Origin of the sequence: Bradyrhizobium sp. HKCCYLRH3059, from assembly GCF_051168035.1 — a bacterium.
Classification (GTDB): Bacteria; Pseudomonadota; Alphaproteobacteria; order Rhizobiales; family Xanthobacteraceae; genus Bradyrhizobium.
Genome location: NZ_JBNPUF010000012.1, coordinates 54,280 through 68,229, shown reverse-complemented (window position 1 = coordinate 68,229; position 13,950 = coordinate 54,280). Strand labels below are relative to the sequence as shown.

Below are 13,950 nucleotides of genomic sequence, written 5' to 3'. Positions count from 1 at the left end.
GTCAGGTGAGAGGCGATCAGCTCTGCGGCTGGTCGTTCGGCGGGGTCGGACGCGGCTTGTGCTGGGCCATGAACGCGTCGAACTCCTCCTTGTCCTTGGCGTGGCGCAGCCGGGTCAGGAAGTCACGGAACTCCTGCTGCTCCTCTTCGAGCCGCCGCAGGGTCTCCATGCGGTACTCGTCGAAGGCGCGGTTGCCGCTCGAAGCCGGCTGCGAGAAACCGAAGCCGAAGCCGCGGCGCTCCATCTTGTCGCGCATGCGGTCCATCTTCCACTGCATCCGTTCCATCTTGTTCGACCAGCGATCGCCGCCGTTCCAGCACGACATCTTTCTGCTCCCGAGTGTGAAAAAGAGAAGGGCAAGTCCGATCGGCCACCAGATGATGAAGCCGAGCACGGTCACGGCGATCCAGCCGGGATGCCAGGGCGACTCCATCATGCGGGGCCGGTACCTCTGCTCCTCCTCCGAACCGCGCCAACGATTGACATCTGCGGTGTAGGCCATCTCCCTCTCCATTCGCGGCGCCATGCCGTGTGAATGTAAATAACATTTACATAGCTAGCTCAACCCGGGATTTTGTCAAGGCGACCGCCTGACGCGTCGCTCGAATTATTTTTCGGCGTTCTTTGAACCTTATTTCGGGCGGCCCCAGGGCCCTGCCGGCTTGTCATCGTCCGGCAGCGGCGGCGGCTCGGCAGCGGAGGACGGCGCAGGCCGGCGGTCGGTCGGGAAGCCGAGCCCGCGCAGATAGATCAGCAGCTCGGCCTCCAGCAGCTCCTCGGGCGACATCGGCAGCTTGCGCCGGGCGGCATCGCCGCGCGCGAACAGCGAGGCGATGCCATGCGCCATCGACCAGATGTGCAGCGCCATCATCAGGGCCGGCGGCCGCGGCATCCCGGGCGGCGCCAGCGCCGCCAGCCGCTCCGCCGCGGCCCGAATGACGCCGAAAGCGCGCTCACCCGCCGCCAACAGGCCCGCGGTGGAGTCCGCCGGCACGCCGGATTCGAACATCGCCGAATAGAACGCAGGCTCCGAACGGGCAAATGCGAGATACGCCTTGCCGACGCGCTCGAACGCCGTGACGGTGTCGGGCCGGCCGTCGTCCCACGCCGCCGAGAGCTGCGCCTCGAACTGCTCGAAGCCGCGCTGGGCGATGCTCGACAGCAGTTCGTCGCGGTCGCGGAAGTGGCGATAGGGCGCGGCCGGACTGACGCCGGCCATGCGGGCCGCATCGGCAAAGGTGAAGCCGGCAGCCCCCTTCTGCGCGATCAGGTCGAGCGCCGCCTGCAGCAGCGCCTCCTTGAGGTTACCGTGATGATAGCCGCGCTCGGCGCGGCGCTCTTCCTTGCGCCAGCTCATGTAAATGGCTTTTACATGAGCCGGGTCGAAGGAAGCCAGCGACTTTTGGGCGGGGTCAGCCGCCGACTTCCGGGACGCTCTATCGCGCCGTTCGGTTAAGCCCCCGCGAACAGGTGCCACCCTCGCCCCTTGAGGGCCCCCGCAAGGGGCAGGGTGGCACCGAAGTCGCCGCGGGATCAGCGCGCCCGGCACAAGCGCCGGGCGCCCGCAGCAAGCGGGACGTTCACCTCAGCCGACGTGCTCCGCCCTGCAGGCCGCTCAACTAGCCGCCCGGAATCGGCAGCACCGGCATGATCTCGACCCGCTCGCCCGGGAAGATCGCAAAATGCGGATGGTTGACGAACATCTTCGCGGCATCCTCGTGCGACGCGGCGCGGACCACGGTAAACGCGCCCATCTCGTTGGCGATGTCGTTGACGCCGCCCTTGTCGACCCGCTTGGTCTTGCCGAGCGGCCCGCCCATCGCGACGATCGCGTCCTTGTGTTGGTCCACCCAGGCATGCCAGGCCGCCATGCCCTGCTGTCCCCTGGCATTGCGCTCCGTCTCGGACAGCGCCTCCCAGTCTTTCCAGACCGGACTGGTCTTGCTGCCGAGAAAGACGGCGAGATAGGTGTTGCTGTTGTCACTCATTGCACTTCCCTCTCCTGCTGTGAAACGGATCGATCAGACACGGCCGGCATGCGGCAGCTCGGCGAAGCCCGCCGCCGCCTGCTGCACCTCCTCGGAAAAGTCGGCCATCTCCTGGACCTGGCGAATCTCGATGATCTCGTTGTCCGAGGCCGGGCACTGCCTGGCCCAGGCGATCGCCTCGTCGCGCGAGGCGACCTCGATCATCCAATAGCCGCCGAGCACCTCCTTGGCCTCCGCGAACGGGCCGTCGGTCACCACAGGCTTGCCGCCCGCGAACGAGACCCGCGCCCCCATCGACAGCGGATGCAGGCCCTCCAGCGTGATCAGCACGCCGGCGTCCTTCAGGGCCTCGTTGTAGCGCATCATCGCCTTGACACGCTCGGGATCGAGCTGCACGTCCGGCGGCGCACTCTCATAGCCGAGCGGGATCATCAGCATCATGAATCGCATCGCGTTTATCCTCCTCTCCTGATCAGGGTCGGTTCAGTTCCTGGCGGCCTGCGCACGCAGCCGTTCGACCCGCTCACGCAATTCGGGCGTGAACGTCTCGCCGAAATCCTCCGCGGCATAGACCTGGCGGATCTCGATCTCGCCGCTCGGGAACGGCGCCCGCTTCATGTGCTCGATCACCTCCTCGAGCGAACCGGCCTTGAGCATCCAGAAGCCCGCCGCGAGATCGCGGGAGAGATCGAACGGACCGCGCGCGACGCTCGGCGTCCCGTTCGAGAAGTCGATGCGCGCCCCCTTCGCGGTCGGATGCAGGCCCTCGCCGGCCTCCATCATGCCGGCCTTCACCAAGCCCTCGTTGAACCGGCCCATCGCCGCGAACTCCTCGGTGGTCGGCAGGATTCCGGCTTCCGTGTCCCTGGTCGCCTTCACGATCACCATGAACCGCATGGCTGCTCTCCCCTGATGCTGTCCGGCAGGACTGCCCTGCCCTCATCAGTAGGACGATCCGGCCCCGGCACGGCCGACACGCTCCCGCAATTATTTTGGCCGGGTTCCCGGTTCAGCCCGGCTCTTGCGGGAACATGTGGAAATAAGGCTGGGCCTCGGCGAGCACCCGCGCGACGGAGGGCCGCGCCTTGAGCCGGTCGAGATAGGCTGTGACCCCAGGCAGCCCATCACCCAGCGGCTCCACTCTGTCGGCGTAGAACAGCGCCGGCAAGGCCGCGCAATCCGCCAGGGTGAAAGGGTCGCCCATCGCCCAGCCACGCGGCGGCAGCTCGGCCTCGAGCATGGCGTAGGACGTGCGGAGCCGGCTTCGGGCGTCGGCGACGCCGAGCGGATCGCGGGCATCGGCCGGCCGCAGCCGGTCGAACACGACGGTCTGCGTCGGCATGTGCACATAGAGGTCGAGAAAGCGATCGCGCAGACGTGTCCGCAAAGCGAGATCGGGATCATCGGGAATGAAGCGCGTCCTGCCCGCATAGTGCTGGTCGAGATACTCGATGATGATGCTCGATTCCGGAATCGTGCGCTGCTCGTCGCGCAGCACGGGAAATTTACCGATCAGCCACAGCTTCAAGAACGCCGCGCGCTCATCCGCGTCACCGAGATTGATCAGCTTCGGCGTGAACGAAACGTCGTTCTCATACAGCGCGATCAGCACCTTCCAGCAGAACGACGACAGCGGATGATAGTAAAGGGTCAGGGACATCGTACGCTCCTGCTGAGTTGAGTGAGAACAAGTCGTTTGGTCCCGAACGCGCGGCCGCAGGACGGTGCGCTCCCGCGGCCCGCTGTTCACGGGGAGAGGGTTGAGGTGAGGCCCTTGACGCACGGATGATGTGAGTGGAAAGACCTGCGCTGCCCCGGAACCCGGAGCGCGCCGCGAGATATGGGCTCACACGCCCCGAACGGGGGCATAGCGCGCGATGACAACGCCGTTGGACAGCGCCCGGCTGTCGATCAGGCTGAGCTTCAAGGCCTGCCCCGGCTTGAACAGCGGCCGTCCGGCGCCAAGCACGCGCGGGTTGATCGCGATTCGAAGCTCATCGATCAGGTCGTGTGCCACAAGCGTCGAGCCGAGGTCGGCGCTGCCGAACAGGAACAGGTCCTTGGCATTCTCCTGCTTGAGCTTGTCGACCTCGGCCGCGAGCTCCGGACCCAGCAGATGCGCGTTTGACCATGCCAGGCGAGATAGCGTGCGGGAGGCAACATATTTGGGGATGCTGTTCATGACGTCGGCGATCACGCCCTTCTCGGTCGGCCAATAGCCGGCCATCAGATCGTAGGTCACCCTGCCGAACAGCAATCCGCCCGCCTCGTGCAGTTGCGTCTCGGAGATCTGCTCCAGCTCCGGGCCCCACACATCCTCGTGCCAGGAGATGTCGCCGTTCGGGCCCGCAACCATGCCGTCCAGCGTCATCATGTTCCACATCACCAGTCTCGCCATCGACTGCCTCTCCCTGACTGCTTTCATTTTGCAAGCAGTTGGAGAATGCCCAGACCGGTGCAATATTGCAAGCGGTTTATGCGCGATCCCTGCTCACGAGACTTCGATGTCCGACCCTCAGCGCTCCGGCTGCCCGATCAACCTGTCGCTCGAAGTGGTGGGGGATAAATGGAGCCTGTTGATCATCCGCGACATGATGTTCGGAAATCGCCGGCACTATCGCGAGCTGCTCGGCGGCTCGGAGGAGGGCATCTCCTCGAACATTCTCGCCGACCGGCTGAAGACGCTGCTCGCGGCCGGCATCATCAGCCGTGAGGACGATCCGAGCCACAAGCAGAAGGGCATCTATTCCCTGACCGAGCAGGGCATCGAGCTGTTGCCGATCCTCGCGCAGATGGCGGGCTGGGGTTACAAGTATCTGCCCGTCTCGGAGGAGCTCGGCATCCGCGCCAAGCTATTGATGGAAGGCGGCCCGAAGATGTGGGCCGAATTCATGGACGAGCTGCGCGAAACCCATCTCGGCGCGAAACGGCGCAGGAGGGCTGGACCGAGCGTCGGCGAGCGGCTGCAGGCAGCTTACCAGAAGGTCGTCGCTGCCAAGAAGGCCGAGGCAGGCGGCCGATGATCGCACGCCTCGCGACGCGCACGGATCGTGCGCGCCGCTTCCCGCATCAGAACCGCGTGTTGTCGGCCCTGTAGCGCGATGATTTGCGCGGGGCGCGTTCGGGGGCCTGCTCGAGCTGCGCGATCGGACGGCGATAGGTCTCGGCGCGACGCAGCCAGCCCGCCTCCCACACGCGGTTCGAGGGCAGATTGCGAACCCGCTGCTGCAGCACGACCTGCACCGCGTCGGAATATTCGGCGAGCACGGCCTTGGACTCGGTGGTGGTGCCGTTCATCTTGAGCAGCACCTGCTTGAGACCCCAGCCCTGGCGCTGGCCCGTCTCCTTGTCCACGGCCGTCTCGGACGGATTGGTGCCCTCGCCCTTGAAGTTGATGTAGTCGATCAGCGGGTAGAGATCGTTGGAGGCGCGCACGACCCGCGAATATTGCGCGACGATGTGCTCGCGTTCGGCGCTGTCGGGCGTGTTGGCGAGGATCTTGTCCATCGCGCCTTGCGCACGCGCCACCAGGAACTGCGTCTGCTCCGCAATCGTGTCGAGCAGGAACTGCCGCAATTGCCGCATTTGCGGCGAGTTGAAATTCCGCTTGAAGTCGGCCCGGCTGGTCCACGGGCATGCCGGAATCGGCGTCTTGTCGAGCCATGCAGGCAACGGCGTCTTGCCCTTGCGCAGAAATGCGATCAGCCCCGGAAAACCCTCTTCATAAGGCGGCTTCGCGGTGGACGGGTACCAGATGAAATGCCCGATTCCCAGCGAGGCGAATTCTTCACCCGCATTCCACGACGTGATCGCGTCGCGCCGTCCCCCGGCCTCGTTGAGCCAGATCCTGCGGCCGATCATCTGCGCGACGTCGGCCGGCAGCGCGCGCTGAGGCACCGACAGATTCTTCGTGGTCTTGGCGTCGCTCCGCGGGTCGCCCTTGCGCTCGGCCGCGATCGGCTTCGCAGGCTCGGTCGGTGGAACAACCACTTTCAGAGCCGGCATCTGCACGTCCGACGGCCGCCCCACCGTCTCGGGCTCCGCCGTCTGCGGCTGCTGCGGCGGCGCGACATCGTGCGCAGCCTGCTCGGTCTCTGCCGGTTTCGCAGCAACGCTGCCATCCGCTCCGACGGCGCCGGACGCCGCGAGCCCGAGGACAATGCACGACAACAGCAGCGCGCCGCACCCGCGCCACAGACCATTCGACCCGTGCGACGAAGCGTGCAGCTCCGTGGTTCTGACGAGGGTGATTCGCCGGCTGATGAATAGATCGCCCATGTCGATTCTACCGAGACTCTTAAACTCTACGCCACCGGTTCAGATTCGTCCCGGACACGTCCGAGAGCCACCCGACGACGAGCAAATCAGCCGACGGCGGGACTGTCCAATTCCACGGGGGAACGCGCCTGGAGAGGCGGCTCTTTTCCTGAAGACTTTCAAGTCGATCACCCTTGTCCAGTGCTTCCCGTAAAAAATCCCTCTTTCGCCTTTCCGGAATTCATGCTCCTTTAGCCACGTCCTGTTCCCGATCGAGAGGGACGTTTCGCGGTCGTCACGAACGTGGGGAGCAGGATGCGGTGAACGCGTCGATGTTGCAGCGTGGAGCATGATTCGGAACCGGAGGCCGTTGACGGCTATTGCGCCACAGCTTTCCGACAAGATCATGCTCATATGAGGACACGCAGACGAACAACGCGGCGCGTACGGCGAAATCATGTGGTCCCTGGCATCCCGATGCTGATGCCGTGTCCGATGCGGGAGCGTATTGTGGCGGAAACGGGGGCAAAACAGCCGGTCCCCGGGCATCGCGCAGGGAGGGCCGGGATGTCTCAGCCGAATCTGTGGTTCCTGCCCCGTGCATTTTTCCCGCGGGGGCCATGGGGCGGGCAAGCTCCCGGTCTTCCCTGCGCCCTCCGACCCGAGAGGGAGGCCAGGGCGAGCACGACTCGGGTGCTTCGACACCGCGAGAACGCGAATTGACGTCGTCGTTACCACCCCTGGCTGTTTGACAACGCCCACGAAACTCGCTGGCTATACGCATCGCGCGGAGCTGGATTGAACGTACACTGACAGATGTGACGGCCTCCACAGCCGATCCGCGCAGCGCATGTTAGGACTCAACGACGAGAAGAGCCGGGCTGCCGGCCCGAGGAGTCGACCCCCGTGACGGAAACATCGACGACGACGCTGACTGACAAGGTCGCCCTGATCACCGGGGCGGCACGCGGCATCGGGCTGGCGACGGCAAAGAGATTTCTGCACGAAGGCTGGCGCGTGGCGCTTCTCGACATCGAGAAGACGCTGCTCGACGACGCCACATCGGCACTCAAATCCCCCGATCGAACGCTCGCGCTGCATTGCGACGTCGCGGACGCGGCGATGGTCGCCGATGCGTTGGCGCGCATTGCCGGCCGTTTCGGTCGTCTCGATGCACTGGTCAACAATGCCGGCGTGGCGCGTTTCGCCCCGATCATGGAAACCAGCGAAGCCGACTGGCAACGCATCCTCGACGTCAACCTGACCGGGCCGTTTCTGTGCACGCGCGCCGCGGTGCCGCTGATGCGCGAGCACGGCGGCACCATCGTCAACATCACCTCGATTTCAGCCGTCCGCGCCTCGACGCTGCGCTCCGCCTACGGCACCAGCAAGGCGGCGCTGGCGCATCTGACCAAGCAGCTCGCGGTCGAGCTCGCTTCCGCCGGCATCCGCGTCAACGCGGTGGCGCCGGGCCCGGTGGAGACCGCGATGGCCAAGGACGTGCACACGCCGGAGATCCGCGCCGACTATCACGACGCCATTCCACTCAACCGTTACGGCCTCGAGGACGAACTCGCCGAGGCGATCTTGTTTCTCAGCTCCGAACGCTCCAGCTATATCACCGGACAGATCCTGGCCGTCGATGGCGGCTTCGATGCCGCGGGAATCGGATTGCCGACCTTGCGCGGCCAACGCAGGAACACATGAAACGATGCCGAGCCGGACGCGCATCATCCTGACCTTGCTGCTCGCCGTCCTCTTGTGGGGGATCGCGACGATGCTGGCGCGCGCCGACGTCCGCATCATCTCCTCGCCCGGCGGCGAGGTGGGACCGTTCCTCGATCTGTTCGAGAAGGTGCGCGCCTCCGGGGAGCGTGTCATCATCGACGGTCCCTGCCTGTCGGCCTGCACGCTGGTGCTCAGCGTCGTGCCCGAGGACCGCATCTGCGTGACGCGGCGAGCCTCCCTCGGCTTCCACGCCGCACGCTCGGTCGACCGGCGCGGCCGCGTTTATGCGGAACCCGAAGCCTCCAAGCTGGTGCTGCAGACCTATCCCACGCCGGTGCGCGGCTGGATCGAGCGCCGCGGCGGCCTGACGTCGCGGCTTCTGTTGTTGCGCGGGCGCGAGCTCAAGGCGATGTACCCCTCGTGCCGCTAGCGGCGTCACGCCGCGTAGCCTTCCGCCGGGGAATTGATCATCCACGGAATGCCGAAGCGATCGACGCCCATGCCGAAGCCCTTCGACCAGAAGGTCTTGCCAAACGGCATGGTGACGGCACCGCCTTCGAGGAGCGCGTTGAACTTGCGCTCGGCCTCGGCCGGATCCGCGATCTGGAGCGAGACCGAGATTCCGTGCGGCTTGCCTTGATAATATTCGGGCGGCGAATCCGAGGCCATCAGGACGCCTCCGCCGATCGAGAAGCGGACATGCATGATCCTGTCCTTGTGCTCCGGCGCACACGGCATCTCCGGCGGCGCCTCGCCGTTGCGCATCATCATCTCGATCTTGGCGCCGAGCACCTCGCGGTAGTGCTTGAGCGCCTGCTCGCAATCGCCGTTGAACGTCAGATAGGGACAGATCATCGTCATCCTCCTTGGTTGAAAGATCATTCGTCAGCGCGGCAGCGGCAGCGGCAGCAGCGCGCGCAGCCGGCGATCGCGCAGCCACAAGCCGCCCCACAGCATCAGCCCGAGATAGAGGCCGAACAGGACGTGGCTGAACAGCGGACTGCCGATGCGGACATGAGAAGCGATGGCGCCGCCGAGATAGCCTGTCAGCAGGATCGCCCCGACGAACGACGTCGCCGGCAACGCATAGAGCACGGTGCAGACGATCGTGATCAGACCGAGCGCGCGGGCCGTGCCGTCACTCGCGCCATAGCCCATCTGATCCAGCGTCTGGGTGACGACGGACAGAGGGACGAGCTTGATCGCGCCGTCGAACAGCAGGAACAGGGTCACCAGCCCACTCAGGATGCGGCCGCTCCACAATTCGGCGCGCGAGACCGGTTCTTCCAAGGTGATCGTCGTCATCTGCAGCTCCTCCCCGTAATGCTGCTCCAAGGACGAATGAAGGAGCGTGCCGCCGACAGCCCGGTTCAAGATTTTGGATCGAATCTCAGCGGAATGTCACTGGCCGACCTGGACCTGAGCCGTTGCGCTGTCGCGCATCAGGCGATCGAGCTGCATGCGGATATGCGCGGCCTCCGCCGAGCTGTGCGCCAGCGCGATGGCGCGGTCGAAGGCGGTCCGTGCCTCGTCGGCGCGTCCGAGCTGCATCAGCAGCGCGCCGCGCACGCCGAAGAAATAGAAATAGTTGGCGAGCCGCCCTTCGAGCGGCGCGATCAGGTCGAGCGCCGCCCCGGCGCCGCGGACCTTGGACACCGCAACGGCGCGGTTGAGCGTCACCACCGGCGAGGGCTGCACCACTTCCAGCGCGCCATAGAGCAGGTCGATCTGCGTCCAGTCGGTGTCCTCCGGACGCGCGGCGCGCGAATGCAGCGCCGCGATCGCCGCCTGGATCTGGTACGGACCGCTGCGGCGATGGCGCATCGCCTTGTCGATCAGGGCTGTGCCTTCCGCGATCATCGGCTGGTTCCACAGCGAGCGATCCTGATCCTCCAGAAGAATCGGCAATCCCTCGGCGTCGAAGCGGGCGGCGGAGCGGGCGTGCTGCAACAGCAGCAGCGCCGTCAGCCCCATGATTTCGGGCTCGCTCGGAAACAGCCGCAGCAGCAGCCGCGCCAGCCGGATCGCCTCCTCGGACAGCGGCTGGCGCTGCGCGGCGGTCTCGCCGCTGGCCGAATAGCCCTCGTTGAAGATCAGGTAGACCATGGCGGCGACCGCGGTCAGGCGCTCCGACCGCTCGACCGCGCCAGGGGTCTCGAACGGCACGTTCGCCTGCGCGACGCGCGCCTTGGCGCGGGTGATGCGCTGCTCCATGGCGGCCTCGCTGACCAGGAAGGCCCGGGCGATCTGCTTCACCGTCAGTCCGGACACCACGCGCAGCGCCAGCGCGATCTGCTGCGTCGCGGGCAGATCCTTGTGGCAGCAGATGAACAGCAGGCGGAGGATGTCGTCGCGATAATGCGAGCCGTCGAGCCGGTCGGCCAGCGCGCTCTCGGCGTCGTCGAGATCCGAGATCGCCTCGTCCTCCGGCAGCGGCTGCTCGCGGCGGACACGGCGGACATCATCGATGGCCGCGTTGCGTCCGACCATGATCAGCCACGCCGCGGGATCGCGCGGCGGCCCATTCTGGGGCCAGCTCTTCAGCGCGCGCAGGCAGGCGTTCTGGAATGCCTCCTCCGCCGTGTCGAGGTCGCGGAAATAGCGCAGCAGCGCGCCGACGGCCTGGGGACGTGCTGATGTCAGGGCTGCATCGATCCAGGCCGTATCGGTCATGCCAGCGCTCCACCCGGCCTGAACGTGCCGACGGGACGGATCTCGTAGGAGCCGCCTGGATTGGCCTCACCGAGCTCGCGCGCGACCTCGAGCGCCTCGTCGAGATTGGCACAGTCGACGAGATAGAAGCCGAGCAGTTGCTCCTTGGTCTCGGCATAGGGGCCGTCGATGACGAGCGGCGGATCCTCCTTCCGGAGCGTCGTCGCGGCCGTGGTCGGCAGCAGCCGCGCCACCGGCCCGAGCCGCCCCTGCTTGGCGAGCTTCTCCTGGATGACCGCAAGCTTGGCCATGACCGCGGCATCCTGGTCCTTGCTCCAGGCGCAGACGACATCCTCGTCATGATAGCAGAGCAGCGCATACAGCATCGGAAGTCATCTCCATTCGTCTTCAAGACGGCGGAGTATGCCTCCGGCCGACAGACCCATGAAGTATTTTCGCGGGTTCCGCCTGCAGGAACAAGCCGCCTACCAAGAGATGCCGTACTTGGCCGCGATGTTGCGCGCCCGCGTCTCCTGCGCGCTCTCGCGCGGCTGCCTGGCTCGGCCCGTCTGGCGCTGCGACTGGCCTTGGCCCTGCCCCTGACCTTGCCCTGCGGCACCTTGGCCGCCCGCACCTTGCGCCATGCCGTCCGCGGCGCCCTGTTGACTGGCGGCCTGCGGCTGACCGCCGCCCTTGCCAATGGAAATGCCGTTGGCCGACAGGATCGACCCGACATCGATGGTCTGAGCCTGGACCGAGGCGGATGCGATGACGAAAGCGGCGGCGAGAAGCAATTTGCGCATGACGATGTCTCCGTGTTGATGGCTGGAGATTGGCCTGCGCGCGCGATCTGGTATGTGGAACACGTCACATAAGCTCGAGGACCCCCCGATGACCAAAGGCGCGCTGGCGCTCCTGATCCATGGCGGCACCGATAACTGGTCGCCGCAGCGCTGGAAGGCGCGTTTCGACGACGTCTGCGGCGACCGCCCGGTGGTGCTGCTGCCGGATGCGAGCCTCGATCCGGCGGAGGTGCACTACGCCGCGGTGTGGAAGCCGGTCCCCGGCGAGCTCGCCGGCTTCCCGAACCTGCGCGTGATCTTCAATCTCGGCGCGGGCGTCGACGCACTGATGGCCGACAAGACGCTGCCGAGCGTGCCGCTGGTCCGGGTCGCGGTCGATGATCTTACGGCGCGGATGACCGAATATGTCGTGCTGCACGTGCTGATGCATCATCGGCAGGAGCTGTATCTGCGCGAGTCGCAGCGCGTGAAGCGCTGGGCGCCCAAGTATCAATGGCCGGCGGCCGCGATCGGAGTCGGTATTCTCGGACTGGGTACGCTCGGCATCGATGCGGCCGAAGTGCTCAAGCGGCTCGGCTTCCAGGTCGCCGGCTGGAGCCGCAGCGAAAAGCAGGCGGACGGCATCGAGTGCTTCCACGGTGCGGCGCAGCTGGATGCGTTCCTGGCGCGGACCGACATTTTGGTGTCGCTGCTACCGCTGACGCCCGACACGCGCGGCATTCTCGATCGCAAGATGTTCGCGAGGCTTCGGCGCAGCTCGCCGCTCGGCGCCCCCGTCATGATCAATGCCGGGCGCGGCGGCCTGCAGAACGAGGCCGACATCCTCGCCTGCCTCGACGACGGCACACTTGGTTCGGTCTCGCTCGACGTGTTCGGCCAGGAGCCGCTGCCGGTCGACAGCCCGTTCTGGAGCCACCCGAAGGTGGTGCTGACGCCGCACAATGCGGCCGACACCGACGCCGACGCGATCTCGCGCTACGTCGCCGAGCAGATCGCGACCTTCGAGGCCGGCGGGGCGCTGCGCAATCTGGTCGATCGCGTCAGGGGATATTGAACCGCTATTTGTTGCCGACCATCACATCGATCGCGCCGGCGACGATCGCCTCCAGCTCCTGACGCGGCGCCCGCGCGCGCGCCCGGACAGCGATCGAGTGGATCGTCGCCGACGCCAGACGCGCCAACACGACGGGATCGGCGTCGGCCGGCAGCTCGCCTTTTTCCTTGGCGCGGCGGAAGCAATGCGCAAACGCCTTGTCGAGCTCGGTCAGCGCGTTCTGCACCATGGCGCGGATGTCGGGGTCGGCGACAGCCTCCGAGCCCGCCGTCATCACCGTGAAGCAGCCGCGCGGTCCCTCCTCGCCCGACAGATAGATGTCGAGCGCCGTGGCGAAGATCTGCTCGAGCTGCCGTCGCACCGGCCAATCGTTACTGAAGACGTCGCCCATGAGGACGCGGGCATTGTCGCGATAGCGCTGATAGCTCTTGATGTAGAGCTCGCGCTTGTCGCCGAACGCGCCATAGAGGCTCGGCCGGTTCATGCCGGTGGCGGCGCTGAGATCGTCGAGCGAGGTCGCGGCGAAGCCGGTCGACCGGAACAGGTCGAGCGCCTTGCCGAGCGCGACATCCGGCTCATACGCCCGCGGCCTCCCGCGCCGCTTCGGCTGGTCGGGGGCACCCGCCTTTTCTATCGGACGGTCGCCCTGCGGCGGCCCTTTCTTTTTTTGTACCATTTCGCACTAAATTCCTTGACCGAGCTCATATTATGCGAGACAGTATAAAAATCAACCAATGCTCCGGTCCGGAGCCCGAGGGAGACGTCCATGGACCTGTATTTCTCGCCGCTCGCCTGCTCGCTCGCCACCCGCATCGCGCTCTACGAAGCCGACGCCGCGGCGAACTATCTCGAGGTCGATCCCAAGACCAAGATCGTCCTCAACGACGGCTCCGATTTCCGCGCCGTCAACCCGCTCGGGCTCGTCCCGACGCTCCGCACCGATGACGGCGACCTGCTGACCGAGAACGCCGCGATCCTGCAATATGTCGCCGATCGCTTCCCCGAGGCCAAGCTCGGCACCGGCCCCGGCATGGACCGCAGCCGGCTGCATCAATGGCTCTGCTTCATCGGCACCGAGCTGCACAAGGGCCTGTTCATTCCGATCCTCGACAAGACCGCGCCCGAGGAAATGAAGGCTCATGTCCTGAAAAAGAACCTGTCGCGGCTCGATCATCTCGAGAACCATCTGCGGGATCGCGACTATCTGCTCGATCATTTCACGGTCGCCGACGCGTATCTCGTCACCGTGATCAACTGGACCATGGCAACGCCGCCGGTCCAGCTCGCGAAATGGCCGGCCGTGAAGGCGTACTACGAGCGCCTGCGCGCGCGGCCGTCGATCGCCCGTGCCATCGCCGAGGAGTTCGAGCTCTACAAGGCGGAACTGGCGCGGCATAAGGCAGCGGCCTAGGAACAGGCGGCCTGGGAACATACGAGTCTCGTCTCCCTCGATTGGGAGATGAGACCT

Annotated in this window: 19 protein-coding genes; 5 read left to right on the top strand and 14 right to left on the bottom strand. The window is 65.9% G+C overall.

Annotated elements, in window-relative coordinates; all coding sequences use genetic code 11:
• Window positions 1–16: 16 nt before the first annotated feature.
• The 7 genes from ACQR13_RS29435 to ACQR13_RS29405 all read right to left on the bottom strand — a co-directional run bounded on the left by ACQR13_RS29435 (window position 17) and on the right by ACQR13_RS29405 (window position 4,386).
• On the bottom strand, window positions 17–502 hold the full coding sequence (locus tag ACQR13_RS29435) for a DUF2852 domain-containing protein (protein ID WP_315717585.1): 486 nt from the start codon (window positions 500–502) through the stop codon (window positions 17–19).
• A gap of 129 nt (window positions 503–631) precedes the next feature.
• Window positions 632–1,357 (bottom strand): TetR/AcrR family transcriptional regulator, encoded by a 726-nt coding sequence (locus tag ACQR13_RS29430; protein WP_315717586.1) that lies wholly within the window; start codon window positions 1,355–1,357, stop codon window positions 632–634.
• A 262-nt stretch (window positions 1,358–1,619) separates the two neighbouring features.
• Window positions 1,620–1,988 carry a hypothetical protein gene (locus ACQR13_RS29425; RefSeq protein WP_315826694.1) on the bottom strand — a complete coding sequence of 123 codons (369 nt, stop codon included), beginning with the start codon at window positions 1,986–1,988 and terminating at the stop codon, window positions 1,620–1,622.
• A 33-nt stretch (window positions 1,989–2,021) separates the two neighbouring features.
• Window positions 2,022–2,438 carry a YciI family protein gene (locus ACQR13_RS29420; protein WP_315717588.1) on the bottom strand — a complete coding sequence of 139 codons (417 nt, stop codon included), beginning with the start codon at window positions 2,436–2,438 and terminating at the stop codon, window positions 2,022–2,024.
• Window positions 2,439–2,471: 33 nt separating this feature from the next.
• The gene (locus ACQR13_RS29415; protein WP_315826693.1) at window positions 2,472–2,885 is read right to left on the bottom strand and encodes a YciI family protein; all 414 of its coding nucleotides are present in this window, start codon (window positions 2,883–2,885) and stop codon (window positions 2,472–2,474) included.
• Window positions 2,886–2,997: 112 nt separating this feature from the next.
• Window positions 2,998–3,648, bottom strand: coding sequence for a glutathione S-transferase family protein (locus tag ACQR13_RS29410; RefSeq protein ID WP_316193971.1), 651 nt, complete (start codon window positions 3,646–3,648; stop codon window positions 2,998–3,000).
• Between the two features lie 186 nt (window positions 3,649–3,834).
• Window positions 3,835–4,386 carry a dihydrofolate reductase family protein gene (locus tag ACQR13_RS29405; protein ID WP_316195355.1) on the bottom strand — a complete coding sequence of 184 codons (552 nt, stop codon included), beginning with the start codon at window positions 4,384–4,386 and terminating at the stop codon, window positions 3,835–3,837.
• Between the two features lie 106 nt (window positions 4,387–4,492).
• Between ACQR13_RS29405 and ACQR13_RS29400 the strand changes: the two genes are divergently transcribed.
• Complete coding sequence (locus ACQR13_RS29400; protein WP_315753948.1) at window positions 4,493–5,011, top strand: winged helix-turn-helix transcriptional regulator; 519 nt, start codon at window positions 4,493–4,495, stop codon at window positions 5,009–5,011.
• A 46-nt stretch (window positions 5,012–5,057) separates the two neighbouring features.
• Here ACQR13_RS29400 and ACQR13_RS29395 read toward each other — a convergent pair whose 3' ends face one another.
• Window positions 5,058–6,158, bottom strand: a complete 1,101-nt coding sequence (locus tag ACQR13_RS29395; RefSeq protein ID WP_434863491.1) for a hypothetical protein — start codon at window positions 6,156–6,158, stop codon at window positions 5,058–5,060.
• Window positions 6,159–7,151: 993 nt separating this feature from the next.
• Between ACQR13_RS29395 and ACQR13_RS29390 the strand changes: the two genes are divergently transcribed.
• Both ACQR13_RS29390 and ACQR13_RS29385 read left to right on the top strand, forming a co-directional pair.
• On the top strand, window positions 7,152–7,952 hold the full coding sequence (locus tag ACQR13_RS29390) for an SDR family NAD(P)-dependent oxidoreductase (protein WP_315717595.1): 801 nt from the start codon (window positions 7,152–7,154) through the stop codon (window positions 7,950–7,952).
• Between the two features lie 4 nt (window positions 7,953–7,956).
• Entirely contained in the window at window positions 7,957–8,403 is a 447-nt protein-coding gene (locus ACQR13_RS29385) for a hypothetical protein (RefSeq protein WP_315717596.1), read from the top strand.
• A 5-nt stretch (window positions 8,404–8,408) separates the two neighbouring features.
• Here ACQR13_RS29385 and ACQR13_RS29380 read toward each other — a convergent pair whose 3' ends face one another.
• The 5 genes from ACQR13_RS29380 to ACQR13_RS29360 form a co-directional block, all read right to left on the bottom strand.
• Window positions 8,409–8,828: a VOC family protein gene (locus ACQR13_RS29380; RefSeq protein WP_315753957.1), complete on the bottom strand. Its 420-nt coding sequence runs from the start codon at window positions 8,826–8,828 to the stop codon at window positions 8,409–8,411.
• 30 nt (window positions 8,829–8,858) lie between these two features.
• The gene (locus ACQR13_RS29375) at window positions 8,859–9,278 is read right to left on the bottom strand and encodes a DoxX family protein (protein ID WP_315753959.1); all 420 of its coding nucleotides are present in this window, start codon (window positions 9,276–9,278) and stop codon (window positions 8,859–8,861) included.
• Between the two features lie 96 nt (window positions 9,279–9,374).
• Entirely contained in the window at window positions 9,375–10,646 is a 1,272-nt protein-coding gene (locus ACQR13_RS29370) for an RNA polymerase sigma factor (protein WP_315826689.1), read from the bottom strand.
• Window positions 10,643–11,011 (bottom strand): YciI family protein, encoded by a 369-nt coding sequence (locus ACQR13_RS29365; protein ID WP_315717600.1) that lies wholly within the window; start codon window positions 11,009–11,011, stop codon window positions 10,643–10,645. The genes ACQR13_RS29370 and ACQR13_RS29365 overlap by 4 nt, the downstream gene beginning before the upstream one ends.
• A 99-nt stretch (window positions 11,012–11,110) precedes the next feature.
• Window positions 11,111–11,428, bottom strand: a complete 318-nt coding sequence (locus ACQR13_RS29360; protein WP_315717601.1) for a hypothetical protein — start codon at window positions 11,426–11,428, stop codon at window positions 11,111–11,113.
• Window positions 11,429–11,516: 88 nt separating this feature from the next.
• Here ACQR13_RS29360 and ACQR13_RS29355 point away from each other — a divergent pair, with 88 nt between their 5' ends.
• Window positions 11,517–12,482 (top strand): 2-hydroxyacid dehydrogenase, encoded by a 966-nt coding sequence (locus ACQR13_RS29355; protein ID WP_315717602.1) that lies wholly within the window; start codon window positions 11,517–11,519, stop codon window positions 12,480–12,482.
• 4 nt (window positions 12,483–12,486) lie between these two features.
• On the opposite strand, the gene ACQR13_RS29350 is transcribed toward ACQR13_RS29355, so the two are convergent.
• Window positions 12,487–13,158 (bottom strand): TetR/AcrR family transcriptional regulator, encoded by a 672-nt coding sequence (locus ACQR13_RS29350; protein WP_316166856.1) that lies wholly within the window; start codon window positions 13,156–13,158, stop codon window positions 12,487–12,489.
• A 90-nt stretch (window positions 13,159–13,248) separates the two neighbouring features.
• Between ACQR13_RS29350 and ACQR13_RS29345 the strand changes: the two genes are divergently transcribed.
• On the top strand, window positions 13,249–13,893 hold the full coding sequence (locus ACQR13_RS29345) for a glutathione binding-like protein (protein ID WP_315753963.1): 645 nt from the start codon (window positions 13,249–13,251) through the stop codon (window positions 13,891–13,893).
• Window positions 13,894–13,950 lie beyond the last annotated feature (57 nt).